Source organism: Mycobacterium sp. SA01 (genome assembly GCF_041287105.1).
Lineage (GTDB): Bacteria > Actinomycetota > Actinomycetes > Mycobacteriales > Mycobacteriaceae > Mycobacterium.
Window position 1 is genome coordinate 883682 of the sequence record NZ_JBGGNO010000020.1, and the last position, 26047, is coordinate 909728.

The following is a 26047-nucleotide window of genomic DNA, read 5'->3' on the forward strand; positions in this document are numbered from 1 at the left end:
GATGACCGAGCCGCGCTGGATTGACGTCTCCGCACCGGCTGTGCAGCTGCGTGCGCTGAGCTGGGGCCCGGACGACGGCCCAATCGCGTTGTGCCTGCACGGCTTTCCCGATACCGCCTACGGTTTCCGGAAACTGGCACCGCATCTGGTGGCGGCCGGCTACCGGGTGATCGCGCCGTTCATGCGCGGCTATGTGCCCTCGTCGCTGCCCGCCGACGGCAGCCAGCACATCGGGGCCGTGATGGACGACGCGCTGCGGGTGCTCGCGGCGTGCAATCCCACCGGAGCCGACGTGGTGATCGGCCACGACTGGGGCGCGATCGCCGCGACCGGTTTGGCCGCGATGCCGGACAGCCCGTTCACCAAGGCCGTCGTGATGTCGGTGCCGCCGTCGGCGGCGCTGCGGCCCGGGGCGGGCAGGAAGCTGGCCAACCCGGGCCGGCTGCTGCGCCTGCTTCCGGTGCAACTCCTGCGCAGCTGGTACATCACCTACTTTCAGCTGCCGTTCGCCCCGGAGCGCTCGTCGTCGTGGATCGTCCCGCTGCTGTGGCGCCGCTGGTCGCCCGGCTACAACGCCGCCGAGGATCTGCGGCACGTCGACGCCGCGATCGGCAGCCCGGATCGCTGGCGCGCCGCGCTGGGCACTTACCGCGCCACCATCCGCAACACCCGCCCGCCGAGCCGCTACGCCGAGCTGAACCGGCTGTGGCTGGAGGTGCCGCGGCTGCCGACGCTGTACCTGCACGGAGCCGACGACGGTTGCATGACAGCGGAATTCACCCCCTGGGTGGCGGGGGTGCTACCGCCGGGCAGCGAAGTGGCGATCGTCGAGCACGCCGGGCACTTCCTTCAGCTCGAACAGCCCGACGTGGTGGGCGGGCAGATCGTCGACTTCCTGCGCACTACTTCTTCTTGAGGCTCGGGTGGCTGCGGGCCAGCAGTGGCAGCAGTAGCCGCTTCGGTGTGAGCTGATAGACCGCGGTCGCCGCGTAGTTGAGTCGGCCCGGCACGACGACTGCCTTGCCGGCGGCCAAACCGTCCACCGCGGCCTTGGCGACATCTTCGGCCGATACCCACAGCGGCTTGGGCAGCGCCGCCTCGGCGTCCTCGTCGGAGATGCCGGCGGCCGCGCCGAATCCGGTTTTCACCGGACCCGGGCACAGGGTGGTTGCCGTGACGCCGCTGGGTTTGAGTTCCTCGCGCAGCGCATAGGTGTAGGACAGCACGAAGGCCTTGGCCGCCCCGTAGACGGCTTGCCCCGGTAGCGGTCCGAAGGCGCCCAATGAGGCGACGTTGAGCACCGCCCCGCGCCGGCGGGCCGCCATTGCGCCGACGAAGCGGGTGCACAGGTCCACGACGGCGGCCACGTCCACCTCGACCACGTTGAGCTCGGCGGTGGGATCGGCTGAGGCCACCGGGCCGGTGGTGGACAGCCCGGCGTTGTTGACCAGGATGTCGACGTCCAGCCCGAGTTCGGTGACCCGCCCGGGAAGCGCTGCCCGCTCCTGGGGCTGCGAAAGATCGGCGCCGACAACGGAACTCGGGCCAGGCAGCGACTCGGCGAGGGCGGTGAGCTGGTCGGTGCGGCGGGCTACCAGCACGACGTGGTGACCGCGCGAGGACAGTACGCGAGCGATTTCGGCGCCGATGCCGGAGGAGGCTCCGGTGATCAGCGCGGCGCGGTGGGGACCGGGAGTCGGCAGCACCTGGCCAGCCTAGGACAATGGCCGCCATGGCTGCCAGCAGACCGATGACCGCGGTTGACGCGCAGATGTTCTGGATGTCGGCCGTCGTACCGAGTGATCAGCTGGTGCTGTACGCCTTCGACGGATCGCCCGAGTCGCCGCAGACCGCCGTCGACGAACTACGCCGGCGCGCCCAGGCGTGCGACGAACTGCGGATGCGGGTGGTGGACAGCGGCCGGTGGCGATACCCGCGATGGTGCCGCGGAGACGTCGGCGCCGATCAGTTCGTGCTGCACGACACCGGGGGAGTGGACTGGCAGGACTGCCTGGACATTGCCGCCCGATTCCGTGGTGACCCGCTGGACCTTCATCGAATGACTTGGCGCGCACACATTTTCCCGCAAGTTGTGGGTGTGCCGGGATGCCGAGACGCGGGATCGGTGGTCGTCATGCAGACCGGCCACGCCTTCGCCGACGGCACCCGGGGGACCCTGCTCGGCGGGGCGCTGCTCGGCCGGCGACAGCCGGTGCCGGTGCCGTCGTCCGCGCGGCCCGGGTTCCTGCCTGCCCGCGGTGTGGCGGCCGCGCGCGCCCATCGCCAACTCGTCCGCGACACCGAGGCCGGGCGGGTGCCGCCTGCCGCTCCGGGCGCTCCGCTGCTCAGCATCAATCAGCGGCCCCGCGCAACACCGGTGCTGCGGACGCTGGTGCTCGACCGCGACCAGCTGACCAAACCCACCGTCACCATCGGGGCATTGTTGGTGATCGCCGAGGCGCTCGGTGGCTACCTCGCCGCGCGTGGTGAGGACACCTCGGCGCTGACGGCCGAAGTGACGATGGCCGGACAACAGGTTCCGGGCGGGCACAACAACTTTCGCAATGTCGGGATCCGATTGCACACCGAGGTCGGCCGCGCCCGGCGGGCGGAGCTGATCGCTGCCGAGCTGGCCGCCCAGCGCCTGCGCGGCGAGCATCCGGCGCTGCGAGCCTCGGCCGCCGCCTCGGCCGCCGTTCCCGCGGCGCTGTTGCGCTGGGGTGTGCGGCAATTCGACCCGGACGCGCGGTCGGCGACGGTCACCGGCAACACTGTGGTGTCCAGCGTGAATCGTGGGCCCGCGGATTTGTCGTTCGGCGGCTGTCCGGTCCTGCTGGCCGCTGGGTGGTCGGGGCTCTCGCCGATGATGAGCCTGACCCACGGAGTGCACGGCCTCGGCGACACCATCGCGCTGAGCGTGCACGCCGACCCGGGCAACGTGGACGTCGACGACTACCTTGACCGGTTGCGCGTTGCGTTTGGCCGCTGAGGTGTAACGCCGATCGGTGCTGATGCTCTAGGTTTACCTGCGTGACTGCCTACAGTGTCGGACTGCTCATCCTGCGTGTGGTGCTCGGCGTGACGATGGCCGCCCACGGTTACAACAAGTTCTTCGGCGGCGGCCGGATCAAAGGGACCGCCGGCTGGTTCGAGAGCATCGGCATGAAGCCCGGCACCTTTCACGCCCGGGTGGCGGCCAGCACCGAGATGGCTGCCGGCATCGGCCTGGCGCTGGGCTTGCTGACACCGATCCCGGCCGCGGGATTCGTCGCGCTCATGCTCGTTGCGGCGTGGACGGTGCACCGGCACAACGGCTTCTTCATCGTCAAAGAGGGCTGGGAGTACAACCTGGTGCTGGCGGCCGCGGCCGTCGCGATCGCCGCAACCGGCGCGGGCAAGTACAGCCTGGACTATCTGCTGTTCAAGGGCACCAGCGTCTACCCGTGGCTGCACGGGTGGTGCGGATTGCTGATCGCACTGGTGCTCGGCCTGGCCGGCGGCATCGGCCAGCTGGCCATCTTCTACCGCCCGCCCGCCAAGGCCTGATCCTTCGGAGTCTCGCCGCGCGGGAATTCGCGCCCGTCCGACTAGAACACGTTCTAGTCTTTTTGCCATGGGATTTCTGAAGCAGGAAGTGCCCGTCATCGACTTCGAGACGTGGAGCAAGGGCACGCGCGCGGAGAAGATCAAACCGATGGCACGGCACTGGGCCGAGGTGGGCTTCGGCACGCCGGTCGCCCTGCATCTGTTCTACGTCGTCAAGATCCTGCTCTACGTCTTCGTCGGAGCACTGTTCGGTCTGGCGACCGCGGGCATCGGTGGACTGACCGACATCGGATCGTGGTGGTCGGAGCCGATCGTCTACGAGAAGGCCGTGCTGTACACGATGCTCTTCGAGGTCGTCGGCCTCGGCTGCGGCTTCGGCCCGCTGAACAACCGGTTCTGGCCGCCGATGGGATCGATCATCTATTGGTTGCGCCCCAACACGATACGGCTGCCACCGTGGCCCAAGCTCGTGCCACTGACCAAGGGCGACAACCGTGGCCCCGTCGACATCGTGCTCTATGGGGCGCTGATCGTGATGATCCTGGTGGCGCTGTTCTCCGACGGCACCGGGCCGGTCCCGGAACTGGGCACCGAGGTGGGTCTGCTGCCGACCTGGCAGATCGCGACAGTCGTGGCGCTGCTGGCGCTGGCCGGTCTGCGCGACAAGGTGATCTTCCTGGCCGCCCGCGGCGAGGTGTACGGCGCGTTCGCGGTGGCCTTCCTGTTCAGCGGTGTCGACATCATCATCGCCGCCAAGCTGGTGTGCATGGCGATCTGGATCGGCGCCGCGACCTCCAAATTGACCCGGCACTTCCCGTTCGTCATCTCCACGATGATGTCCAACAGTCCGGTGGTGCGGCCACGCTTCCTCAAGCGGATGTTCTTCAAGAAGTTCCCCGAAGACCTTCGGCCCGGCCCGATGTCGCACACGCTGGCCCACATCAGCACCGCCATCGAGATGGGTATTCCGTTGGCGCTGTTCTTCTCCCACGGCGGGTGGCCGACCACGATCGCGGCCATCGTGATGGTGTGCTTCCACCTCGGTATCCTGTCGGCCATTCCGATGGGTGTTCCGCTGGAGTGGAACGTCTTCATGATCTTCTCGGTGCTGTCCCTGTTCGTCGCGCACGCTCAGATCGGGATCACCGACATCACCAACCCGTGGCCGATCCTGCTGTTTCTGGCATTGGCGACCACCGTCGTCCTCGGAAACACGGTGCCGCGCAAGGTGTCCTTCCTGCCCGGTATGCGCTACTACGCAGGCAACTGGGACACCACGCTGTGGTGTGTGAAGCCCTCCGCGGAGGCGAAGATCGAGCAGAACCTGGTGACGATCGCCAACATGCCGGCCGCGCAGCTCGAAAAGTTCTACGGCAGTAAGGAAGCCGCGCAGATCCCGCTGTTCATGGGGTATGCGTTCCGCGCGTTCAACACCCACGGCAAGGCGTTGTTCACCCTGGCCCACCGCGCCATGGCCGGTGCGAATGAAGAGGACTACTCGATCACCGACGGCGAGCGCATCTGCAGCATGGCGATCGGCTGGAACTTCGGCGACGGGCACATGCACAACGAACAGTTGATCGCGGCGATGCAGAAGCGCTGTCACTTCGAACCCGGCGAGGTGCGTGTGGTGCTGCTCGACGGCCAGCCGCTGCACCGGCAGCGGCAGGAGTACCGGCTGGTGGATGCCGCGACCGGCGAATTCGAGACCGGTTACGTCAACGTCGCCGACATGGTGAACCGGCAGCCGTGGGACGACACGTTGCCGGTGCACGTGACGTCGGGTACGACTGACCGAACGGTTGGTTGACCCGCTTGACGGTCGTCAAACGGCGTGTGTTTTGATCCAAAGATCACCCCGTCGTAAAGGAGTAGGCCGATGGCTGAAGCGGTAATTGTCGAAGCGGTACGTTCACCAGTCGGGAAGCGCAACGGCGGTCTGTCCGGTGTGCACCCCGCCGAGCTGTCGGCCCAGGTGCTCAACGGTCTGGCCCAGCGCGCCGGCATCGACCCCGAGATCGTCGACGACGTCATCTGGGGCTGTGTCATGCAGGCCGGTGAGCAGGCCCTCGACATCGCGCGGACCGCGGTGCTGACCGCAGGTTGGCCCGAGTCGGTTCCCGGTGTCACCGTCGACCGCCAGTGCGGCTCCAGCCAGCAGTCGGTGCACTTCGCCGCCGCCGGCGTGGTGGCCGGCCACTACGACGTCGTCGTCGCCGGTGGTGTCGAGTCGATGTCGCGCACCCCGATGGGCGCCTCGCTGGCCAACGGCGGAAACCCCTACTCGGCCGGATTCAAGGGCCGCTACGACCGCACCCCCAACCAGGGCATCGGCGCTGAGATGATGGCCACCAAGTGGGGCCTGAGCCGCACCGATCTCGACCAGTTCTCCCTGGACTCGCACGAAAAGGCTGCTGCCGCACAGGACTCCGGCGCCTTCGAGGACCAGATCGTGGGGATCAAGGATGCCGAAGGAAACGTCGTCCTCAAGGACGAGGGCATCCGCCGCGGCACCACGCTGGAGAAGATGGGCCAGCTCAAGCCGGCATTCTCCGAGGATGGCGTGATCCACGCGGGTAACTCCTCGCAGATCTCCGACGGCTCGGCCGCGCTGCTGTTCATGTCGGCGGAGAAGGCAAAGTCGTTGGGTCTCAAGCCGATTGCCCGCGTGCACACCGCGACACTGGCCGGCTCTGACCCGGTGATGATGCTGAGTGGCCCGATCCCGGCCACCCAGAAGGCCCTCGCCAAGTCCGGCCTCAGCGTCGACGAGATCGGTGCCTTCGAGGTCAACGAGGCGTTCGCGCCGGTTCCGATGGCCTGGCTCAAGGAGATCGGCGCCGACGAGAAGAAGCTCAACCCCAACGGCGGCGCGATCGCCCTGGGCCACCCGCTCGGCGGCTCCGGTGCACGGCTGATGACCACGCTGCTCTACCACATGCGCGACAACGGAATTCGCTACGGTCTGCAGACCATGTGCGAAGGCGGCGGCCAGGCCAACGCCACCATTCTCGAGCTGCTGTAGTGACCGACGTGCAAGCCCCCGCCGCTCTCGGAGAGCGGCGGGGCAACGTCCTGCTCATCACGATCAACCGGCCGGAGGCGCGCAACGCCGTCAACGGTGCGGTCAGCACCGCCGTAGGTGACCTGCTTGCGCAGGCGCAGGACGACGCCGACGTCTGGGCGGTGGTGATCACCGGTGCCGGCGATAAATCGTTCTGCGCCGGGGCCGACCTGAAAGCGATCTACAAGCGGGAGAACCTCTTTCACCCGCAACACCCGGAGTGGGGTTTCGCCGGTTACGTCCGGCACTTCATCGACAAGCCGACCATCGCCGCAGTCAACGGCACCGCCCTGGGCGGCGGAACCGAACTGGCCTTGGCCAGCGACCTGGTGATCGCCGAGGAGAGCGCCAAGTTCGGGTTGCCCGAAGTCAAGCGCGGCCTGGTCGCCGCGGCGGGTGGTGTGTTCCGCATCGTTGAGCAGTTGCCCCGCAAGGTGGCCATGCAGTTGCTGTTCACCGGTGAACCGATCACCTCTGCCGAGGCGCTCAAGTGGGGCCTGATCAACGACGTCGTGCCCGACGGCACCGTCGTCGACGCGGCTTTGGCTCTGGCGCAACGCATCACCGTCAACGCGCCGCTGGCCGTGCAGGCCAGCAAGCGCGTCGCGGTCGGTGTCGACGACGGGACCATCACCGCGGACGAAGCCGGCTGGACTCGCACCATGCGCGAGATCGGCCCGCTGATGAAGTCCGAGGACGCCAAGGAAGGCCCGCTGGCCTTCGCCGAGAAGCGCCAGCCGGTCTGGAAGGCGCGCTGACCTAGTTAGGCCGTCGCGGGCTTGGTCGTCGTCGGCGTGGCCGACGTCGACTCGGTCGGCGACGACGTCGTCGTGGTGGTCGGCGTCGTGCTGGTGGTGCTGGTCGCCGTATTGGGTTCGGGCGCATCGGCCGGGCTGAGCACGGTGTCGATCATGTAGATGTACGCGCCCCGAGCGGTGTAGCCGCACACCAGCTTCGCGGTGTCGTTGACCTTGATGTCGCCGCCCTTGCCGGTCACATTCACCGGGCTGCCCTGCTGCGTCGGCATCTTGCCGTGCAGGTCATCGGGGCCCAGGTAGCCCAGCACCAGGTGGTAGTACAGCGTGGACGTCAGTGCGGCCGGGTCGCTCTTCAGCTGCTCCAGCGTCGCCTCGTCGAGCTTGGCGAAGGCGTCGTTGGTCGGCGCGAACACCACATACGGGCCGCCGTCGATGACGCTGTCGATGTTGACGGCCGGGTTGAGGCCACCGGAGATCGCCGCGCTGAACGTGCTCAGGTCCGGGTTCGCGGCGATGGCCGCGGTCGCGTTCTGGTTGCCCATGTTGGTGAACGAGCCCGCGCCGGCCGGGATTCGGTTCTTGTACGCGTCGCAGCCGGAGCCCTGTGGATCGGGCAGCGTGCTCATGCTCGGCACGGGGATCTGCGTCGTGGTCGGCGCCGCCGGGGTGGTGGTCTCCGGGGTCGGATCGGCGTAGGCCTGAACGGCCGTCGGGATCGCGATGGCGATGGCGGCCAACCCTGCGGCGACGCCAAGGGACTTGGTACGAATGCTCACTTCGGCTCCTTTTGAGTCTCTAGTGGAGTCGGCGAAACGCGGGTCCCCGTTACCGCTGCGCCCCGACGAATCGTACTGGCAGCAAAGCTTCAGTCTCAAAACGGCTGGTGAAGCTGCAGTTCAGAGCGCTGCCCGGCGTACCCGCCAGCACAGCAGCGCGGCGAGCGCGCACAGTCCCGCGGCCAGGTAGAAGGCCAGGTTGTAGGTGCCCTGCACGTCGCGCAGCCGGCCCGCGCCGGCGGCCGCCACGGCCGCGCCGACCTGATGGGCGGCGAATACCCAGCCGAAGACCACCGGGGAGCGGGCACCGAAGTACTCGCGGCACAGCACGATCGTCGGCGGCACGGTGGCCACCCAGTCCAGGCCGTAGAAGATGATGAACACCCAGGTGCCCGGCTCGGCGTGCGGGGACAGCAGTGCGGGCAGCGCCAGCAGCGACAACCCGCGGCCGAGGTAGTAGACGACCAGCAGCAGCCGGGGGTCGACCCGGTCGGTGAGCCAGCCGGACAGGATGGTGCCCGCGACGTCGAGCACGCCGACGGTCGCCAGCAGCCCGGCCGCGACGGTGGTGGGCATGCCGTGGTCATTGGCCGCCGGGATGAAGTGCGTTCCGATCAGCCCGTTGGTGGTCATGCCGCAGATCGCGAAGCTGCCCGCCAGCAACCAGAACGCCGGCACCCGCGCGCCGATCAGTATGCCGTCGAATGCCGCCCGGAAACTGGATGCCGGGACTGCTTGCGGCGCTTGGGCTTCCGTCGCTCCGTAGGGGAGCAGGCCCTTGTCGGCCGGGTAGTTGCGCATCAGCAGCAGCACCGGTGGCACGACGGCCAGCGCCGCGCCCGCGACGATCAGCGAGGCCCACCGCCAGCCGTGGCGGGTGGTGACCTCGGCGACCACCGGCAGGAAGATCAGCTGCCCGGTGGCGCTCGCGGCGGTGAGCACCCCGGTGACGAGTCCGCGGCGCTGTTCGAACCAGCGCACCGCAATGGTCGCGACGAAGCCCATCGATATCGCGCCGGTGCCGCCGCCGACGAGCACGCCCCACAGCAACACCAGCTGCCAGCTGGCGGTCATCAGCACGCTGGCCGCCGACCCCGTCGCGATCAGCATCAGGGCGCCGGCCAGCACCGGGCGCACGCCGAACCGATCCATCAGTGCGGCCGCGAACGGTGCGGTCAGCCCGAACAGCGTCATGTTGACCGCCATCGCCAGCCCGACCACACCGTGCGACCAGCCGAACTCGTGGTGCAGCGGGTTCATCATCACGCCGGGCACCGACCGGAAGCCCGCGGCGCCGAGAATCGCCACGAAGCTGACGCCGGCCACTACCCAGGCCCAGTGCAGGCCGATGCGGGTTTTCGGGGTGGAAGTCGTGGTCACCGGATCACTCTGACGGACCGCGCGATCGTCGGCTAGTGGCAAGAAAGACACCATTCGTCAAAAACATGCCAGACTGGCCGAGTGCATCGGATCGCCGTCCTGTGGGTCGAACCCGTCGTCGGCTTCGACGCGGCGATCGCGCCGACGCTCTTCGGTGCGGCCACCGACGCCGACGGGAATCCGCTCTACGAGGTGGTGACCTGCGGCCTGAACCGGGCCCCCGTCGCGACCACCAACGGCTACGCGATGGTCCCTACTGCCGGTCCGGAGGCGCTGGCGACCGCCGACACCGTCGTCATCCCCGGCACCCGGTACGCGCCCGCCCGCGTAGACGGCGAGCTCCACGCCGACCTGGCCGCCGCGCTGGCCACCATCCGGCCCGGAACCCGCATCGTGTCGATCTGCACCGGCGCGTTCGTGCTCGCCGCCGCAGGATTGCTCGACGGACGGCCGGCCACCACGCACTGGCGCTTCGCCGGCGACCTCCGCGCGCTGCGCCCCGACGTCATGCTGGACGAGAACGTGCTGTTCGTCGATGACGGCGACCTGCTCACCTCTGCGGGTCTCGCCGCGGGAATTGACTTGTGCCTGCACATCATTCGCCGTGACCACGGTGCTGCCGTGGCCAACGAGGTGGCCCGCTACTGCGTGGTCCCGCCGTGGCGGGAGGGCGGCCAGGCGCAGTTCATCGAGCGGCAGGTGCCCGACGATCCGCACGGGCACACATCCACCGCCGCCACCCGGCAGTGGGCCCTGGACCATCTCGACGAGCCGCTGTCGATCGAGCAGCTGGCCCGCCACGCCCAGATGAGCGGGCGCACCTTCTGCCGCCGGTTCCGCGACGAGACCGGGCAGTCACCCGGCGGGTGGGTGCGCAGCCGGCGGGTGGAGCGGGCCCGCGAACTGCTGGAGACCCACGACCTGCCCGTCGACGAGGTGGCGCGCCGCGCGGGGCTCGGGTCCGGCGCGAATCTGCGACACCATCTGCGGCGAGGTCTGGGCATGTCGCCGTCGAGCTACCGCAAGGTCTTTCAGGGCTCCTGACCGCGTCTGCCTACGATGTCGGCCATGGCCGAACCACTGATCATGTCCGTTGGCGGGCACAGCCCCGAACTGCACGCCGAATCCTGGGTCGCACCCAACGCGGCGGTGATCGGCCAGGTGCGGCTCGCCGCGCGGGCCAGCGTCTGGTACTCGGCGACCTTGCGGGCCGAGGCCGAGTGGATCGACGTCGGCGAGGGCAGCAACATCCAGGACGGCTCCACCGTGCACGTCGACCCGGGCTTCCCGGTGAAGATCGGTGCGGGCGTGACGGTCGGGCACAACGCCGTGCTGCACGGCTGCACGGTCGAGGACGGTTCGCTGGTCGGGATGGGCTCGATCGTGCTCAACGGCGCCGTGATCGGTGCGGGGTCGATCGTGGCCGCCGGCGCGGTGGTTCCGCAGGGCATGATGGTGCCGCCGCGATCCCTGGTGGCCGGTGTTCCCGCCAAGGTGCGCCGCGACCTGTCCGACGCCGAACTGGACGGCAATCGGATGAACGCCGCGGTCTACGAGCACCTCATCGACCTGCACCACGACTCCGCGTAGCGGCCGGCGGGATCGATCTCACACCGTGGTCAGGTTTGCGTCGCGGCAAGACTGCCGATAAGTCCTAGCGTGAACTCGAAGCGGATCCTGGTCACCGGTGCCACCGGATACGTTGGTTCCCGGCTGGTGGCGCGGCTGCTCGACGACGGTCACGAGGTCGTCGCCGCGACCCGCAACCCGGAGAAACTCGGCCGGTTCGGCTGGTGTGACCGGGTGACGGCCGTCGTCTTCGATGCCGACGACCCGACGTCGGTCGAGACAGCGCTCGCCGTATCCGGACACATCGACGTCATCTACTACCTGGTGCACGCCATCGGCCAGCCCGGCTTCCGCGAGCGCGACAATGCAGGCGCGGCGAACGTGGGCAGAGCGGCGGCTGCGGCCGGCGTGGGGCGCATCGTGTACCTCGGCGGGTTCGTGCCCGACGACGACACGTTGTCCGAGCATCTGGCCGGCCGGGCCGAGGTCGCCGCGGCGCTGGACGTCGACGGCGGCGCAGAACTGGTCTGGCTCGGAGCGGCGGTCATCATCGGCGCGGGCTCGACGTCGTTCGAGATGGTCCGCTATGTCGGCGACCGGTTCTGGGTGATTCCGCTACCGCCGTGGGCCGACCACGACATCGAACCCATTTCGATCAGCGACGTGCTGTACTACCTGCTGGCCGCGGCCGACCCCGCAGTGGTGCCGGCGGGGTCGTACGACATCGTCGGGCCCGACGTCGTGACCTACGGCGAGCTGTTGCAGACCTACATCGAGGCCGCCGGTGAACTGCGGGCCGGGCTGCCGGTGCGCGATATCGTGCCGCAGGCGATCGTCGGCCGAGTGGCCGGCGCGGCGGTACCGGTGCCCAGCGGATTGGCCGCCGATCTCATCGAATCGCTGGACCATCCGATGACGGCCTCGGACACTGTCTTACGTGATCATGTCCCGGACCCGCCCGGTGGACTCACCACCATCGAAGACGCCGTCGCCGCCGCGGTGGCCAGCCCGCCGCCCTGTCCGGTCGACCGACTGGCCGACCCGCATCATCTGGCTGACAGCGATCCGATCTGGGCAGGCGGGGATGCGCTGCGACTGCGGCGGATGGCTGCCACGGTGACGCCCGGGGTGGCGCGCCCCGCGCTGAGACTGCTGGACTCGGTGCCCGGCCCGCTGGCCGGCGCGCTGCGGACCGGCCTGGACCTGGTGCTGGCGAAAGTTCGCTTGTTATGACGATGTTGGCTGAACTTCGGTCGGTGGCGTCCAATGTTGCTGTACCGCATCAGGAGTGGCCGTCCGCGATCCGCCGGCGGCGCATCGCGGTGTGCGTGGTGCTGGTTCTCGGTGCGCTGCTGCTCGGCTTGTCGCTGACCCGCAGGCCCGGCGATGCGGCGTTCTACTGGCTGACGATGGCGCTGGCGGCGACGTGGGCCTTCGGTGCGCGGGCGTCCGGACCGGTGCACCTGGGGTGCATCCGCTGGCGCGGGCGAAACCAGCGCCCGGTCATCACCGGGCTCGCGATCGGATTGCTGCTCGGCGGCATTTTTGTGCTCGGCGGTCTGGTGACCCGTGAGATACCGCCGGTGGCCGAGGCCATCACCCGTGTGCTGGAGTACGCCAACCACGGCAGCCTGCTGCTGATCGTGGTGATCACCCTGGTGAACGGTCTGGCCGAGGAAATGTTCTTCCGCGGCGCGCTGTACACCGCGCTGGGCGCCTTCCACCCTGTGGTGATCTCGACGGTGCTCTACACCATCGCGACGTGTGCCAGCGGCAACTGGATGCTCGGCTTCGCCGCGATCATCCTCGGCACCGTGTGCGCCCTGGAACGCCGAGCCACCGGCGGAGTGCTGGCACCGGTGCTGACCCACGTGGTCTGGGGTCTGATCATGGTGCTGGCACTGCCGCCGATGTTCGGCATCTGGCACTAGGCCCGATTGGCCGGCTCCTCAGCGGGTCGTCCCTCCCCGCATCGTCGACCGACCTAGGCCAGCGGGTGGGCGATCTCGTCGCGCGGCATGCGTGCCGCGACGAGCGCGACCGCGGCCAGCAGCACCGGCGCGACACCGGTCACCGCGAAGATGAGCTCCACCGGAACCACTTTCGACAGCGGGCCCGCGACCGCCATCGACACCGGCATGAACGCCAGCGAGACGAAGAAGTCCAGACTCGACACCCGGCCCAGCATCTCCGCCGGTACCCGCCGCTGCAGCAGCGTGCCCCAGATGACCATGCCCGCGCCGTCGGTGAGGCCGACGACGAACAGCGCGATCACCATCACCGGCAGCGACGACGTCGCGCCGACGAGCACCAGCGGCAGTGAGCCCGCGCCCCACATCGTCATCATCACCGTGAGGTAGCGCCGCGGCAGCCGACGCGAGGACACCGCCAGTGCGCCCAGTGCACTGCCCAGCCCGAACGAGGCGAGCATCAGGCCGTATACCTGCTCGCCGTGGGCGAACCGGTTGTGGGCGATGAACGGCAGCAGCACCTCGATCGGACCCATCGCCAAGAACACCCAGGTGCAGGCGAACAGCAGCGTCCAGCGCAACCATCGGGTGTGCAGGACGAACCGCAGACCCTCCCTGAGATCGGTGAGGACGTGCGGCTTTTCGCGCTCGACGGTCATCACGATGTGTGAGCCGTGGCCGGGCCGCATGGACACCAGCAGGGTCAGCGCGACCGCGAACAGTGCAGCCACCGTGACCGAACCCAGGGCGGGGAAGGTGATCCCGATCAGCACACCGGCCGCTGCCGGGCCGATGGCCTGTTGCAGGGTGGGCCGGATCGCGCCTTCGACACCGTTGGCGGCCAGCAGCTGCTCGGCCGGCAGGATGCGCGGCAGGTAGGCGCTGTAGGCCGGGAAGAAGAAGGCGGCGCCGATACCGAGAACCGCTGCCGCAGTTGCCATGTGCCACAGATGCAGCTCGCCGAGCATGCCGAGGACGGCGACGGCGCCGGTGGCGGCGAGGTTGGTGACCTCGACCGCGATGATGATGGCGCGCTGCGGTACCCGGTCGGCGACGATTCCGCCGACGAGGATGAAGGCCAGCATGCCGGCGGCAAGGCAGGCCGCGACCAGAGACAACGCGGCCGGGTCGTCGGCGAGGGCGATGACTTGAAGCGCCATCACGACGGTCCACATACCTTCGGCGAACAGCGAAATCGACATTGCCGCGATGAGCAGCCGGAATTCGCGGTACCGGAACGGTGTGAGCACGCGCCAGCGCCCGGTGGGTTTCACCGGCTCGATGTCGTAGTGCGTACTCATGCCGTCGATGGTCGCTGACCGGCGCAGGCCACGTCCAACGATTTTCGGGTCAGCCGAACAGGTCGTCGATGGAGGGTGCGGGGCGGCCGGCGAGTTTGTAACTCACCCACTGGTTCAACGAGATTCCCTGCTCGGCGGCCTCGACCACCAGTCGTTCGTGCAGCACGGGCGAGGTGCGCACCGCGAACTTGCCGCTGTAGCGGTGGTCGGTCAACGACTCCGGCGGGTACCGGCCTTTGAACTCCAGGCAGAGTCCGAGTTACCGGCAGTAGTCGTCAGACCATTCGGCGCGGTACGTGTAGTTCGGCATCGCCCCATGATGGCCAGAGGCTCCGACAATTCCGGGGCCGGTGGCGGCTGGGCGCCGCGTGGTGAGTGGCTTTTCCAGAGTGGTATTGCCCCGCCGGCTCGGCTAGTCGTCGGTGAACGTCGGCGAGCGGTGTTCCTGGAATGCCCGGGTGCCCTCGCGGAAGTCCTTGGAGCCCAACAGAACCAGCTGGCCTTCGCTTTCGCGGCCGATCGCCGGTTCGAGTTCGGTGAGCGTCGCGGCGTTGATCGCCTGCTTGGTCTTGCGCAGCGCGATCGCGGGACCGGATACCAGCTTGTCGAGCACCGCCGCCACGCCGGCCTCCAGCTCGTCGGCCGGATACACCTCACTGACCAGACCGAAGCCGAACGCGTCGGCCGCCGAAATACGTTCGGCCAGAAGCGCCATCTTCATGGCGCGGGCCCGCCCGATCGAGGCGGCCACCAGCGCCGACGCGCCGCCGTCGGGCATCAGGCCGATCTTGGTGAACGCCAGCAGGAAAAACGCCTTCTCCGAAGCCAATACGATGTCGCAGGCCAGCGCGAGCGATACCCCGACCCCGGCCGCCGGCCCGTGCACAACCGACACCACCGGCTTGGGCAGGTTCACGATCGCGCGCACCGCGCGGTTCGCCTCCTGCAGAACCTCGTCCGGGGTGTCCGGCCGGCGGTTCGACTGATCCTCGGCGCTGATGCCCGCACCGGAGCTGAACCCGCGTCCCGCCCCACCGAGTCGCACGGCCCGGACCGCCGCGTCGTCGGCCGCATGCTCGAGAACGTCGGCCAGCGTGCGGAGCATGATCGCGTTCAGCGAGTTCAGGCTGTCCGGCCGGTTCAGCGTCACCGACAACACTCCGCTGTCGAGCGACACGGTCAGTTCCGGCACACCGGTGTAGGCGTCGATGGTCGTCATGGCTGCACCTTAGCCCCGGCGGGGGCGCAGCCCACGACTGGTCGGGCCAGGTGTAAATAGTTAAAGCGGCGATCAATCAACTGGAGGGTAGACAACCTATGGCCGGACCACTGCACGGCTTGCGAGTCATCGAATTGGCGGGCATCGGCCCCGGTCCGCATGCCGCGATGATCCTCGGTGACCTGGGCGCCGACGTCGTCCGCATCGACCGGCTCGGCAAGGGCGCCGGCACCCCCAGCAACGACTACCTGCTGCGCAACCGTCGCTCGGTCGGCGCCAACCTCAAGGATCCGAACGACCGCGACATGGTCCTGGGTCTGATCGCGAAGGCCGACGTCCTCATCGAGGGATTCCGTCCCGGTGTCACCGAACGACTCGGGCTCGGACCGGAGGACTGCGCCAAGGTCAACGAGCGCCTGATCTACGGCCGTATGACCGGGTGGGGCCAGGACGGGCCGCGCAGTCAGCAGGCCGGCCACGACATCAACTACATCTCGCTCAACGGCTTGCTGCACGCCGTCGGCCGGGTCAACGAACGTCCCGTCCCGCCGCTGAACCTGGCCGGCGACTTCGGCGGCGGCTCGATGTTCCTGCTGGTCGGCATCCTGTCCGCGCTGTGGGAGCGGGAGCGTTCCGGCAAGGGGCAGGTCATCGACGCGGCGATGGTCGATGGCTCCAGCGTGCTGGCCCAGATGATGTGGGCGTTCCGCCACATGGGCATGTGGAGCGACGAGCGCGGCACCAACATGCTCGACACCGGCGCGCCCTACTACGACACCTACGAGTGTTCCGATGGACGGTACGTCGCGGTCGGCGCGATCGAGCCGCAGTTCTACGCCGAACTGATCGAGAAGCTCGGTCTCAAAGACGCCGACCTGCCCGACCAGAACGACATCACCCGTTGGCCGGAACTGCGTGCGGTGCTCACCGACACCTTCGGCAAGCACGACCGTGACCACTGGGCCACGGTGTTCGCCGGAAGCGACGCCTGCTGCACGCCGGTGCTGTCATTCGCCGAGGTCGACACCGAACCGCACAACACCGAGCGCAACACCTTCTACACCGAAGCGGGCTCGACGTTCCCGGCTCCTGCCCCCCGGTTCTCCCGGACCGGGCTCGACACCCCGGCCGCACCCGGCGTACCGGGAGCCGACAACGAGGCCGTCCTGCGCGACTGGGTATAGTCCCCAACCAACCAGTAGGTCGAGCTAACTGAGTATCTGAAAGGAAACCATTCGTGGAGATCAAGGACGCCGTAGCCGTCGTCACCGGCGGTGCCTCAGGACTGGGCCTGGCCACCACAAAGCGGCTGCTCGACGCGGGCGCCTCGGTGGTCGTCATCGACCTCAAGGGTGAAGACGTCGTCGCCGAGCTGGGGGAGCGCGCCAAGTTCGTGGCGGCCAACGTCACCGACGAAGAGGCCGTCACCAAGGCGCTCGACATCGCCGAGTCCCTCGGCCCGGTGCGTATCAACGTCAACTGCGCGGGCATCGGCAACGCCATCAAGACCCTGGGCAAGGACGGGCCCTTCCCGCTGGACGGCTTCAAGAAGGTCGTCGAGGTCAACCTGATCGGCACGTTCAACGTGCTGCGCCTGGCCGCCGAGCGGATCGCCAAGACCGAACCGCTCAAGGGTGAGGAGCGCGGCGTCATCATCAACACCGCCTCGGTCGCGGCCTTCGACGGCCAGATCGGGCAGGCCGCCTACTCGGCGTCCAAGGGCGGTGTGGTCGGTATGACCCTGCCGATCGCACGGGACCTGTCGCGCAGCCTGATCCGGGTGTGCACCATCGCCCCGGGCCTGTTCAAGACCCCGCTGCTGGGTTCGCTGCCCGAAGAGGCGCAGCGCTCGCTCGGCCAGCAGGTGCCGCACCCGGCCCGCCTCGGCGATCCCGACGAGTACGGCGCGCTGGCCGTGCACATCGTCGAGAACCCGATGCTCAACGGTGAGGTGATCCGTCTGGACGGCGCCATCCGGATGGCCCCGCGATGACCCTGAAGACCAAGTTCACCGAGACCTTCGGTGTCGAGCACCCGATCGCCCAGGGCGGTATGCAGTGGGTCGGTCGCGCGGAACTCGTTGCCGCCGTTGCCAATGCGGGCGGACTCGGGTTCATCACCGCGCTCACGCAGCCGACGCCGGCTGATCTGGCCAACGAGATCGCCCGCACCCGGGACATGACCGACAAGCCGTTCGGGGTGAACCTGACGATCCTGCCGGCCATCAACCCGCCGCCTTACGACGAGTACCGCCAGGTGATCGTCGACGCGGGCATCAAGATCGTCGAGACCGCCGGATCCAACCCGGCGCCGCACCTGCCGATGTTCCACGACAACGGCATCAAGGTGCTGCACAAGTGCACGTCGGTGCGGCATGCGGTGAAGGCCCAGAGCCTGGGGGTCGACGGCATCAGCATCGACGGGTTCGAGTGTGCCGGACACCCCGGTGAAGACGACGTCCCGGGCCTGGTGCTGATCCCGGCCGCCGCCGAGAAGATCGAGATCCCGATGATCGCCTCGGGCGGTTTCGCCGATTCCCGCGGCCTGGTGGCCGCGCTGGCGCTGGGTGCCGACGGCATCAACATGGGTTCACGGTTCATGTGCACGGTCGAGTCCTGCATCCACCAGAACGTCAAGGAAGCGATCGTGGCCGGCGACGAGCGGGGCACCGAGCTGATCTTCCGCAGCCTGCACAACACCGCCCGGGTGGCCTCCAACGTCGTGTCCCGCGAGGTCGTGGAGATCCTCAAGGGCGGCGGGCAGTTCGAGGACGTCAAGGATCTGGTGGCCGGCGTGCGCGGCCGCAAGGTGTTCGACGACGGTGACATCGATGCCGGCATCTGGACCGTCGGCACCGCGATGGGCTTGATCAACGACATCCCGACCTGTGGCGAGCTGATCTCCCGGATCGTCTCCGAAGCCGAAGAGATCATCGGTGGTCGGCTGGCCGGAATGATCGAGAGCCAAGACGCAAAAGTGCCCGCCTGATCCCAGGCGGGCACCACCCACATCAAAGCTCCGGACGGCGCGTCACCGCATCAGCGGTGGGGCGCCGTTTGGCGCTGCGCGCTAGCTCGCGTTGGCGAGCGGGGGCTTGTCCTCGAACTGCTCGGAGGTGTCACCCTCCACGAGGAAGTCGCCGTGATACAGCGCATCGAAATCGATTTTGATGACATCGGCACTGGTGTCGTCGATCCACATACCCAGGACTCTATGAGCCGCCTTTAAGGAATCGTTGAGCCCCGATTCGGAGTTTCCTGGCAATTGTTACTCACGAGTCAGGTCGTGCCTTACTCAAAAGTCAGGTTGGTCACACGTGGAGCCAAAAACCGCCTACGACTAGGGTGGCTCTGAGCAGGGAGGACATCACAGATATGTCACAGCAGACCGTCGACAACCCGTTTTTCGCCCGCTTCTGGACCGTGCTGTCCGCGCACGAGTCACAGGCCATGCGCAGGCTCCGCCGAGAGAATCTCGCCGGGCTGCACGGGCGTGTCCTGGAGGTCGGGGCGGGCACCGGAAGCAACTTCGAGTTCTACCCCGACACGGTGACCGAGGTCGTCGCGCTCGAGCCCGAAACCCGCCTCGCGCCGATGGCCGAACACGCCGCCGCGGCGGCCAGGGTTCCCGTCACCGTCATCGAATCGACCGTCGAGACCATGCCGGCCGCCGAACCCTTCGACGCGGTGGTGTGCTCGCTGGTGCTGTGCTCGGTCGCCGACCCCGACGGGGTGCTGCGGCAGCTCAACTCCGTGCTGAAGCCGGGCGGCGAACTGCGCTACTTCGAGCACATCGCCGAAGGCGGATGGCGCGGTCAAGTGCAGCGGGTGGCCGACGCGACGATCTGGCCGCGGTTCGCCGGCAACTGTCACACCCACCGCGACACCGAGCGCGCGATCTCCGGGGCCGGATTCGTCATCGAGACCGCGCGTCGTGAGGCGCAATTCCCGGCCTGGGTGCCCCTGCCCGTGCACGAGGTCGCACTGGGCCGGGCGACGAAGAACTAGTTCTTCAACAATTCGGGCAACTGCTGCAGCAGGGTCGGCAGCGCGGTGCTGGCCGACTCGCGGATCGTGAGTGTCGCATTCGTCGACAGCGGAGTCGGCTCGGGATTGACCTCCACGACGACGGCTCCGCGGGCCAACGCCACATCCGGCAGGCCCGCCGCCGGGTAGACGATTCCGGACGTGCCGACCACCACCAGGACGTCGGAGGTCGCCACCGCTTCGACGGCGGCCTGCCACGGCTCGTCGGGCAGCTGTTCGCCGAACCAGACGATCCCGGGACGGACCAGTCCGCCGCATTCGCAGTGCGGCGGCATCTTCTCCAGCTCGGGCTCGGGCATGTCCGGCAGCGGACCGTGGTAGCGCGAACCGCAGGTGTCGCACCAGAACTCGAACAGGCTGCCGTGCAGGTGGTGCACCGGGTTGCTGCCCGCCCGCTCATGCAGATTGTCGACATTCTGGGTGATCACCGAAACCTCGGCGTAGTCCTGCCAGGCCGCCACCGCGCGGTGCCCGTCGTTGGGCTCGACCTGCTGCACGAGGTGATGCCGCCACAGGTACCAGGCCCACACCCGTTCGGGGTGGTTCTGCCAACCGTCTGTGCTCGACAGTTCGTAGGGGTCGTACTTGGCCCACAAACCGGTCTTGTCGTCGCGGAACGTCGGCACGCCGCTCTCGGCGGAGATCCCCGCCCCGCTCAGTACCGCGATACGCACATCCCCCAAAATAGCCGGTCTGGGCGATACTTAGCAGGTGTCGGATTTGGGGGTCTGGTTACGCGTCGACGGACAGGCCTCGCGGCCGTTGTTTGATCAGCTCAGAACACAGATCATCGAGGGGATCCGGGACGGGCGCCTGTCGCCCGGGACCAGGCTGCCGACGGTGCGCGAGCTGGCCGGTCAGCTGAATCTGGCCGTCAACACCGTCGCGCGGGCCTACCGCGAACTGGAAACTGCAGGCATCGTCGAAACCCGCGGCCGTTTCGGCACGTTCGTGGCCCGCGCCGATCCGGCCGACGCCGCGATGGCGGCGGCGGCCCACGCCTACGTCGAAGCCGCCCGTGCGCTGGGACTGGGCAAGCAGGAGGCGCTGCAATATCTGGACAACGCGTTCGGCTGACCCGTCAGCCGAATTCCAGCAGAGTGTAGGAGCCGCGGAAGCGCTTCGTCGGGCCGAAGTTCCAGATCGCCGGCCACACCGTGTCGAAGAAGAAGCCGCGGCCCTTGGGCATCGGGATGTCGTGGACCGCGGTGATCCCCGGCACCGTGTTGACCAGGTCGGCCAGCTGCACGGTGGTCAGGCTGAACGGCATCGGTGGGACGCGGTAGTGCTTCGAGGACTTCATACCCTTCGGGGCAAGCTTCTTGACGAACACCGGCGGCATGTCGAAGAACATCTGGCCGCCCGGAAAACGCTTGGCGCACTGGACAATAAGGTCCATCGCCTCGTTCGGCTGCAGGTACATCAGCAGACCCTCGGCGGTGATGAACACACCGTTGGAGGTATCGATTCGGTCCATCCAGCTGTAGTCCAGCGCGGACTGCGCCAGCGCGGTGATTCGCGGAGACGCCGGCAGCAGACGCTCACGCAGCTCGATCACCGGCGGCAGGTCCACCGACACCCAGTGGAACTGAGGATCGGCGATGGCATCGCTCAACCGCCAGAAGCTGGTTTGGAAACCTTCGGCCAGCGCGACGACGGTGGCCTTGGGATGCGTGCGCAGATAGCTGACCGCGCAGGAGTCGACGGCCAGCGAGCGCAGCGCCATCTCCTGGCCCTTGCGACCGAACTTGTCGAAGTCGAAGTCGATGGAGTCGACGACCTTGATCGCCATGGGGTCGCGCAGGATCGCGCCGGGCAGACTCGCCTGGTGGGCGCGGCCGTTGAGCGTCAGCAGCGCGGTTTCGGAGACGCCACCCAGCTGGCTTGCGTCGATCTTTTCCGTTGTCATGTCAATACCTTCGCCAGAGTGCGCAGGTTGCGCGTGGTGGTCGACGACTTGTAGCGCTTCTTACCCATCGTCTTACCGACGGCCGAGTCCAGCGTCGAGGACTTGGGGACCTGCCAGTACAGGACGCCGTCGCCGCGTTCGATCTTCTCGTCGGGTCCGGCGTCGCCGGCCAGATCGGCCAGCTCGTCGAGAACCTTCCCGTCGCTGACGAACGTGACGTACGAGTGATACCCCTCGACCTCGCGTTCGAACGGATAGCCGTCGGCGATGGCGCGCAGAGTCTCGAGGTCGTACACCAGCACCCAGGCTTCGTAACCGAACGTATCCCGAAGTGCCGCTTCGGCTTTCGTGCGCACCGTCGTGGCGGTGGCACCGCTGTCCAGCAACACGTTGCCGCTGGCGAGGATGGTGCGCACGTCGGTGAACCCGGCGCCGGTGAGTGCCTCGGCGACGTCGGCCATCTTCATGGTCGTTCCGCTCACGTTCACACCGCGCAGGAAAGCCGCGTAGCGGGTCATGTTCTCGATGCTAGCGACGTAGGCTCGGGGGATGTCCCGTCAGGTGTTCGACGACAAACTGCTGGCGGTGATCGCGGGCAACTCACTGGGCGTGCTCGCGACCATCAAACGTGACGGCCGCCCGCAGCTGTCCAACGTGACGTATCACTTCGACCGGCGCAATCTCGTCGTCGAAGTCTCCATCACCGAGCCGCGCGCCAAGACCCGCAATCTGCGCCGCGACCCGAGGGCCTCGCTCCTGGTGTCCTCCGACGATGGCTGGTCCTATGCCGTCGCCGACGGCAACGCCATCCTCACCCCGCCCGCGGCCGAACCGCACGACGACACCGTCGAAGCGCTCGTCGCGCTCTATCGCAACGTCGCCGGTGAGCATCCGGACTGGGACGACTACCGACGCGCCATGGTCACCGACCGCCGGGTGCTGCTGAAGCTGCCGATCTCGCATGTCTACGGAATGCCGCCCGGCATCCGCTGACCCACGGGTTAGTCTGACCGCATGGCCGAATCAGAGTCCGAACCGCAGGACGACAACAAGCGCAAGTTCCGCGAGGCGCTGGAGCGCAAGAAGGCGAAGTCTGCGGGTGGCTCGGCGCACACGGACAGCGGCCCCAAGCAGCCCCGCTCGCACGGGCCGGTGGAGAACCGGCGGGAATTCCGTCGTAAGAGCGGCTAGCCGGCCGCCTGCTCGGAAAGCTCTGCCGCAGGTCGTGATTCCTGCCAGAGAATGGCCGCCAGGCACGCCACGGCCAGCACCCCGACCGCGACCGCGAACACGGTGCCGCCGGTGCGCAGCCCCCACGCCTGTGCGGCGAAACCCTCCCCGATCACCGGGATCGAAATCGCGATGTAGGCCACCACGAAATAGGTGGAGCTGACCTCGGCGCGCCGGTCCGCGGGAGTGCGTTCGGCGACCGCCGCCAAGCCGCGGCTGAAGCTGATGCCCTGACCGGCCCCGGCCACCACAGCCGCGGCGATCAGGCCGGTCAGTGACGAATAGTGCAGGGCGACAACCAGAATGCCCATGCCCACCGCGAGTATGGCGCAGCCAAGCGCGACCGCGCGCTGCGGTTCGATACGGGTTCCGGCGATCTGCGCGACCGCCGAGGCGCCGAAGATCGAGCCGGCCATCAAGCCGGCCAGCGCGTGATTGCCGATCCCGATCACGTTGGTCAGCAGGGACGGCGCCACCGAGGTGAACAGCCCCGTGACGGCAAAGCCGGCGAAGGCCGCCAGCGCGGCGGTGATGAACACCGACCGCACCTCGGGCGGCACCGAAAGCCGTTGCAGGCCGAGCTTTCCGGTGCGGCTCGACGTCTCGGGCACCGACAGGATCGCGGCCGCGGCCAGCACCATCAACCCGATGTGGACGAGGTAGGTGAGCTTCAGCGGGCTCGGCGCGTACTGCGCCAAGATGCCGGCCAGGATGGGCCCGGTGCCGAGGCCGCCGATGTTGGCGATGGTCGCCACCGCCGCCGCGCGGGTCCGCCAGCTCGGCGGCGCGGCTTCGATGACCGCCGCGGTGGCGGTGCCGGTGAAGACGCCCGCCGACAAACCGGAGAGCACTCGGCCCACCAGAAGCTCGGGCACCGAGTCCGCGAACAGGAACATCACCGCACTCGCCAGCGCGGCGCCGACACCGGCCAGCAGCACCGGCCGTCGGCCGATGGCGTCGGACCAGCCGCCGAACACCAGCAGCGCGAACAACACCCCGCCGGCGTAGGTCGCGTAGATGACGGTCGTCGTCAGCACCGCGAAGTGCATCTGCTCTGAGTACAGCGCGTACAGCGGAGTGGGCAGCGTGGTGCCCACCATGATCGCGGCGAACGCGTAGGCCAACAGGGCGAAGGCGAACGATCTGCGGGTGGATGCCATGCGAATAGTCAACGCGAGCTCGCTGTGCGCATTCCTGGCGAGCAGACACAAACTCGGGCGGATCGATCCTCTGAAGCCCGAGTTTGTGTCTGCTCGGCGCTAGTGGTGGGTGGCCTTCTCGGCGCCGACACCGGTCAGCGAGCGGACCTCCATTTCGGCATTGATCTCCGGATCGCCGGTGTCGTTGGACGTCAGCGTCCCGATGATGCCGAGGACGAACGCCAGCGGAATCGACACGATGCCGGGGTTGGCCAGCGGGAACCAGTCGAAATTGGCGCCGGGGATCATCGCGGTCTTGTTGCCCGAGACTGCCGGCGAGAAGACTATCAGCACCAGGCAGCTGATCAGGCCGCCGTACATGCTCCACAGGGCGCCGCGGGTGTTGAACCGCTTCCAGTACAGCGAGTACACGATCGTCGGCAGATTGGCCGAGGCTGCGACAGCGAAGGCCAGCGCCACCAGGAACGCGACGTTCTGGCCGTTGGCCAGGATGCCCAGTCCGATCGCGGCGACACCGAGCACCACCGCGGTGATCCGGGAGACCTTGACCTGTTCCTCCTCGGTCACCTTGTGACTCTTGAGCACGCTGGCATAGACATCGTGGGCGAAGGACGCCGACGCGGTGATGGTCAGACCCGCGACCACGGCCAGGATGGTGGCGAAGGCCACCGCCGAGATGACCCCGAGCAGGATCACCCCGCCGAGCTCGAAGGCGAGCAGCGGTGCCGCCGAGTTCTGTCCGCCCGGGGCGGCCAGGATCTTGTCGGGGCCGACCATCGCGGCCGCGCCGTAGCCCAGCGCCAGGGTGAACAGGTAGAAGGCGCCGATCAGACCGATCGCCCACACCACCGACCGCCGAGCCTCTTTCGCGGTCGGCACCGTGTAGAAGCGCATCAGCACGTGCGGCAGGCCCGCAGTGCCGAGCACCAGCGCCAGACCCAGCGACAGCAGGTTGATCTTCGAGGTGGTGTTGGCGCCGTACTGGGCACCTGGAGCCAGCACGTCGCGGCTGGCGACGCCCTTGGTGGTGGCGTCATGCACCATCTGTTGCGCGGAACCCAGGATGTCGGAGAAGTTCAGACCGAACTTGACCAGCACCATGGCCGTCATGATTGCCGCACCCGCGATCAGCAGGACGGCCTTGATGATCTGCACCCAGGTGGTGCCCTTCATGCCGCCGACCAGGACGTAGACGATCATCAGCACACCGACCACCGCGATCACGAAGGACTGGGCGGTGCGGCCGTGCACGTCGAGCAGCAGCGCGACCAGGCCGCCGGCACCGGCCATCTGGGCCAGCAGATAGAACAGTGACACCGTCAGCGTCGAGGTGGCCGCGGCCACCCGCACCGGCCGCTGCTTGAGCCGGAAGCTCAACACATCGGCCATCGTGAATTTGCCTGTGTTGCGCAGCAATTCGGCCACCAGCAGGAGGGCGACCAGCCACGCCACCAGGAAGCCGATCGAATACAGAAAGCCGTCGTAGCCGTACACCGCGATAGCGCCTGCGATGCCGAGAAAGCTTGCCGCAGAAAGGTAGTCACCGGCGATGGCGATGCCGTTCTGCGGTCCGGAGAACGCCCGGCCGCCGGTGAAGAACTCGGTGGCGTTGGTGTTGGTGCGGCCGGCGCGGATCACGATGAACAACGTGATCAGCACGAAGGCCACGAAGATGCTGATGTTGACGACCGGGTTGCCGATTCGGGCTGCCTCGGCGAGGACGGTGGTGCTCACTGGGCCGTGCCTTCCATCTCGGTGCGGATGGCCTCGGCGCGCGGGTCGAGCTCCCGGTTGGCGAACCGCACGTACAGGCCCGTGATGAGGAACGTCGTCACGAACTGGCCAAGACCGATGAGCAGCCCGACGTTGACGTTGCCCCACACCGAGATCGCCATGAAGTCGTGGGCGAAGGCGCCCAGCAGAACATAGGTGGCGTACCAGATCAGGAAGAAGGCCGTGGTGGGGAACACGAAGCGGCGCAGTGTGCGGCGCAGCTCCTGAAACTCGGGACTGGCCTGCATGGCCAGGTATTGGGCCCCGCTGGGATGGGTCTCCCGTGGCGGCAGGTCGGTTGTGGACACCGCGTGCTCCTCAGCTCGAAAAGGTGTGAACTCCGGTC

29 protein-coding genes and 1 pseudogene are annotated in these 26047 nt (G+C 67.9%); 17 read left to right on the forward strand and 13 right to left on the reverse strand.

Annotation, left to right across the window (positions count from 1 at the left end; translation table 11 throughout):
* The first annotated feature begins 1 nt into the window (after window position 1).
* Window positions 2–916, forward strand: coding sequence for an alpha/beta fold hydrolase (locus AB4879_RS23585; protein ID WP_370509488.1), 915 nt, complete (start codon window positions 2–4; stop codon window positions 914–916).
* On the opposite strand, the gene AB4879_RS23590 is transcribed toward AB4879_RS23585, so the two are convergent.
* Complete coding sequence (locus AB4879_RS23590) at window positions 903–1706, reverse strand: SDR family NAD(P)-dependent oxidoreductase (RefSeq protein ID WP_370509489.1); 804 nt, start codon at window positions 1704–1706, stop codon at window positions 903–905. The two genes, AB4879_RS23585 and AB4879_RS23590, sit on opposite strands and share 14 nt — an antisense overlap.
* 26 nt (window positions 1707–1732) lie before the next feature.
* Here AB4879_RS23590 and AB4879_RS23595 point away from each other — a divergent pair, with 26 nt between their 5' ends.
* The 5 genes from AB4879_RS23595 (at window position 1733) to AB4879_RS23615 (ending at window position 7368) form a co-directional block, all read left to right on the forward strand.
* Window positions 1733–2989, forward strand: a complete 1257-nt coding sequence (locus AB4879_RS23595; RefSeq protein ID WP_370509490.1) for a DUF1298 domain-containing protein — start codon at window positions 1733–1735, stop codon at window positions 2987–2989.
* Between the two features lie 41 nt (window positions 2990–3030).
* Complete coding sequence (locus AB4879_RS23600) at window positions 3031–3546, forward strand: DoxX family protein (protein ID WP_102809392.1); 516 nt, start codon at window positions 3031–3033, stop codon at window positions 3544–3546.
* A 67-nt stretch (window positions 3547–3613) separates the two neighbouring features.
* Window positions 3614–5356: a DUF3556 domain-containing protein gene (locus AB4879_RS23605; RefSeq protein WP_370509491.1), complete on the forward strand. Its 1743-nt coding sequence runs from the start codon at window positions 3614–3616 to the stop codon at window positions 5354–5356.
* A 69-nt stretch (window positions 5357–5425) separates the two neighbouring features.
* Complete coding sequence (locus AB4879_RS23610; protein WP_102809394.1) at window positions 5426–6571, forward strand: acetyl-CoA C-acyltransferase; 1146 nt, start codon at window positions 5426–5428, stop codon at window positions 6569–6571.
* Window positions 6571–7368: a crotonase/enoyl-CoA hydratase family protein gene (locus tag AB4879_RS23615; RefSeq protein ID WP_370509492.1), complete on the forward strand. Its 798-nt coding sequence runs from the start codon at window positions 6571–6573 to the stop codon at window positions 7366–7368. Before AB4879_RS23610 ends, AB4879_RS23615 begins: the two co-directional genes overlap by 1 nt.
* Before the next feature lie 5 nt (window positions 7369–7373).
* Here the strand turns inward: AB4879_RS23615 and AB4879_RS23620 are convergent, their stop codons facing one another.
* Window positions 7374–8144, reverse strand: a complete 771-nt coding sequence (locus AB4879_RS23620; RefSeq protein WP_370509493.1) for a fasciclin domain-containing protein — start codon at window positions 8142–8144, stop codon at window positions 7374–7376.
* Window positions 8145–8264: 120 nt separating this feature from the next.
* Window positions 8265–9578 (reverse strand): MFS transporter, encoded by a 1314-nt coding sequence (locus AB4879_RS23625; protein WP_370509494.1) that lies wholly within the window; start codon window positions 9576–9578, stop codon window positions 8265–8267.
* A gap of 27 nt (window positions 9579–9605) precedes the next feature.
* Between AB4879_RS23625 and AB4879_RS23630 the strand changes: the two genes are divergently transcribed.
* The 4 genes from AB4879_RS23630 to AB4879_RS23645 all read left to right on the forward strand — a co-directional run bounded on the left by AB4879_RS23630 (window position 9606) and on the right by AB4879_RS23645 (window position 13024).
* On the forward strand, window positions 9606–10568 hold the full coding sequence (locus tag AB4879_RS23630) for a GlxA family transcriptional regulator (RefSeq protein ID WP_370509495.1): 963 nt from the start codon (window positions 9606–9608) through the stop codon (window positions 10566–10568).
* A gap of 24 nt (window positions 10569–10592) precedes the next feature.
* Window positions 10593–11114: a gamma carbonic anhydrase family protein gene (locus AB4879_RS23635; protein ID WP_083121189.1), complete on the forward strand. Its 522-nt coding sequence runs from the start codon at window positions 10593–10595 to the stop codon at window positions 11112–11114.
* Between the two features lie 69 nt (window positions 11115–11183).
* Entirely contained in the window at window positions 11184–12326 is a 1143-nt protein-coding gene (locus AB4879_RS23640) for an NAD(P)H-binding protein (protein ID WP_370509496.1), read from the forward strand.
* Entirely contained in the window at window positions 12323–13024 is a 702-nt protein-coding gene (locus AB4879_RS23645) for a CPBP family intramembrane glutamic endopeptidase (protein ID WP_102809398.1), read from the forward strand. The genes AB4879_RS23640 and AB4879_RS23645 overlap by 4 nt, the downstream gene beginning before the upstream one ends.
* A gap of 53 nt (window positions 13025–13077) precedes the next feature.
* Here the strand turns inward: AB4879_RS23645 and tet(V) are convergent, their stop codons facing one another.
* The 3 genes and pseudogenes from tet(V) to AB4879_RS23660 all read right to left on the reverse strand — a co-directional run bounded on the left by tet(V) (window position 13078) and on the right by AB4879_RS23660 (window position 15583).
* A complete protein-coding gene (gene tet(V), locus AB4879_RS23650; protein WP_370509497.1) occupies window positions 13078–14364 on the reverse strand; it encodes a tetracycline efflux MFS transporter Tet(V) in 1287 nt (428 codons plus the stop codon).
* 49 nt (window positions 14365–14413) lie between these two features.
* Window positions 14414–14674 (reverse strand): annotated as a pseudogene (locus AB4879_RS23655) (toxin-antitoxin system HicB family antitoxin).
* 102 nt (window positions 14675–14776) lie between these two features.
* Window positions 14777–15583, reverse strand: a complete 807-nt coding sequence (locus AB4879_RS23660; protein WP_102809401.1) for an enoyl-CoA hydratase — start codon at window positions 15581–15583, stop codon at window positions 14777–14779.
* A gap of 98 nt (window positions 15584–15681) precedes the next feature.
* Between AB4879_RS23660 and AB4879_RS23665 the strand changes: the two genes are divergently transcribed.
* From AB4879_RS23665 to AB4879_RS23675, 3 genes are read left to right on the forward strand one after another with little or no spacing between them, the layout of a single operon-like run.
* Entirely contained in the window at window positions 15682–16767 is a 1086-nt protein-coding gene (locus AB4879_RS23665) for a CaiB/BaiF CoA transferase family protein (protein WP_370509498.1), read from the forward strand.
* Between the two features lie 53 nt (window positions 16768–16820).
* Window positions 16821–17576, forward strand: coding sequence for a 3-hydroxyacyl-CoA dehydrogenase (locus tag AB4879_RS23670; RefSeq protein WP_102809403.1), 756 nt, complete (start codon window positions 16821–16823; stop codon window positions 17574–17576).
* Window positions 17573–18571 (forward strand): NAD(P)H-dependent flavin oxidoreductase, encoded by a 999-nt coding sequence (locus AB4879_RS23675; protein ID WP_370509499.1) that lies wholly within the window; start codon window positions 17573–17575, stop codon window positions 18569–18571. The genes AB4879_RS23670 and AB4879_RS23675 overlap by 4 nt, the downstream gene beginning before the upstream one ends.
* An 81-nt stretch (window positions 18572–18652) precedes the next feature.
* Here the strand turns inward: AB4879_RS23675 and AB4879_RS23680 are convergent, their stop codons facing one another.
* Window positions 18653–18784 carry a hypothetical protein gene (locus AB4879_RS23680; protein ID WP_096312721.1) on the reverse strand — a complete coding sequence of 44 codons (132 nt, stop codon included), beginning with the start codon at window positions 18782–18784 and terminating at the stop codon, window positions 18653–18655.
* Window positions 18785–18957: 173 nt separating this feature from the next.
* On the opposite strand from AB4879_RS23680, the gene AB4879_RS23685 reads away from it, so the two are divergent.
* Window positions 18958–19590, forward strand: coding sequence for a class I SAM-dependent methyltransferase (locus AB4879_RS23685; protein ID WP_370509500.1), 633 nt, complete (start codon window positions 18958–18960; stop codon window positions 19588–19590).
* On the opposite strand, the gene AB4879_RS23690 is transcribed toward AB4879_RS23685, so the two are convergent.
* Window positions 19587–20303, reverse strand: coding sequence for an NAD-dependent deacylase (locus AB4879_RS23690; protein ID WP_370509501.1), 717 nt, complete (start codon window positions 20301–20303; stop codon window positions 19587–19589). The genes AB4879_RS23685 and AB4879_RS23690 overlap by 4 nt on opposite strands.
* 37 nt (window positions 20304–20340) lie before the next feature.
* Between AB4879_RS23690 and AB4879_RS23695 the strand changes: the two genes are divergently transcribed.
* Complete coding sequence (locus AB4879_RS23695) at window positions 20341–20706, forward strand: GntR family transcriptional regulator (RefSeq protein ID WP_102809808.1); 366 nt, start codon at window positions 20341–20343, stop codon at window positions 20704–20706.
* A gap of 4 nt (window positions 20707–20710) precedes the next feature.
* Here the strand turns inward: AB4879_RS23695 and AB4879_RS23700 are convergent, their stop codons facing one another.
* Both AB4879_RS23700 and AB4879_RS23705 read right to left on the reverse strand, forming a co-directional pair.
* The gene (locus AB4879_RS23700) at window positions 20711–21538 is read right to left on the reverse strand and encodes a class I SAM-dependent methyltransferase (RefSeq protein WP_370509502.1); all 828 of its coding nucleotides are present in this window, start codon (window positions 21536–21538) and stop codon (window positions 20711–20713) included.
* Window positions 21535–22056, reverse strand: coding sequence for a DUF1697 domain-containing protein (locus tag AB4879_RS23705; RefSeq protein WP_370509503.1), 522 nt, complete (start codon window positions 22054–22056; stop codon window positions 21535–21537). Before AB4879_RS23705 ends, AB4879_RS23700 begins: the two co-directional genes overlap by 4 nt.
* A 31-nt stretch (window positions 22057–22087) precedes the next feature.
* Between AB4879_RS23705 and AB4879_RS23710 the strand changes: the two genes are divergently transcribed.
* Both AB4879_RS23710 and AB4879_RS23715 read left to right on the forward strand, forming a co-directional pair.
* Entirely contained in the window at window positions 22088–22531 is a 444-nt protein-coding gene (locus tag AB4879_RS23710) for a PPOX class F420-dependent oxidoreductase (protein ID WP_102809811.1), read from the forward strand.
* A gap of 21 nt (window positions 22532–22552) precedes the next feature.
* Window positions 22553–22729 (forward strand): DUF5302 domain-containing protein, encoded by a 177-nt coding sequence (locus tag AB4879_RS23715; RefSeq protein ID WP_102809812.1) that lies wholly within the window; start codon window positions 22553–22555, stop codon window positions 22727–22729.
* Here AB4879_RS23715 and AB4879_RS23720 read toward each other — a convergent pair.
* The 3 genes from AB4879_RS23720 to AB4879_RS23730 form a co-directional block, all read right to left on the reverse strand.
* A complete protein-coding gene (locus AB4879_RS23720; protein WP_370509504.1) occupies window positions 22726–23928 on the reverse strand; it encodes an MFS transporter in 1203 nt (400 codons plus the stop codon). The two genes, AB4879_RS23715 and AB4879_RS23720, sit on opposite strands and share 4 nt — an antisense overlap.
* A gap of 99 nt (window positions 23929–24027) precedes the next feature.
* Complete coding sequence (locus AB4879_RS23725; protein WP_102809814.1) at window positions 24028–25662, reverse strand: cation acetate symporter; 1635 nt, start codon at window positions 25660–25662, stop codon at window positions 24028–24030.
* Entirely contained in the window at window positions 25659–26009 is a 351-nt protein-coding gene (locus tag AB4879_RS23730; RefSeq protein WP_102809815.1) for a DUF485 domain-containing protein, read from the reverse strand. The genes AB4879_RS23725 and AB4879_RS23730 overlap by 4 nt, the downstream gene beginning before the upstream one ends.
* Window positions 26010–26047 lie beyond the last annotated feature (38 nt).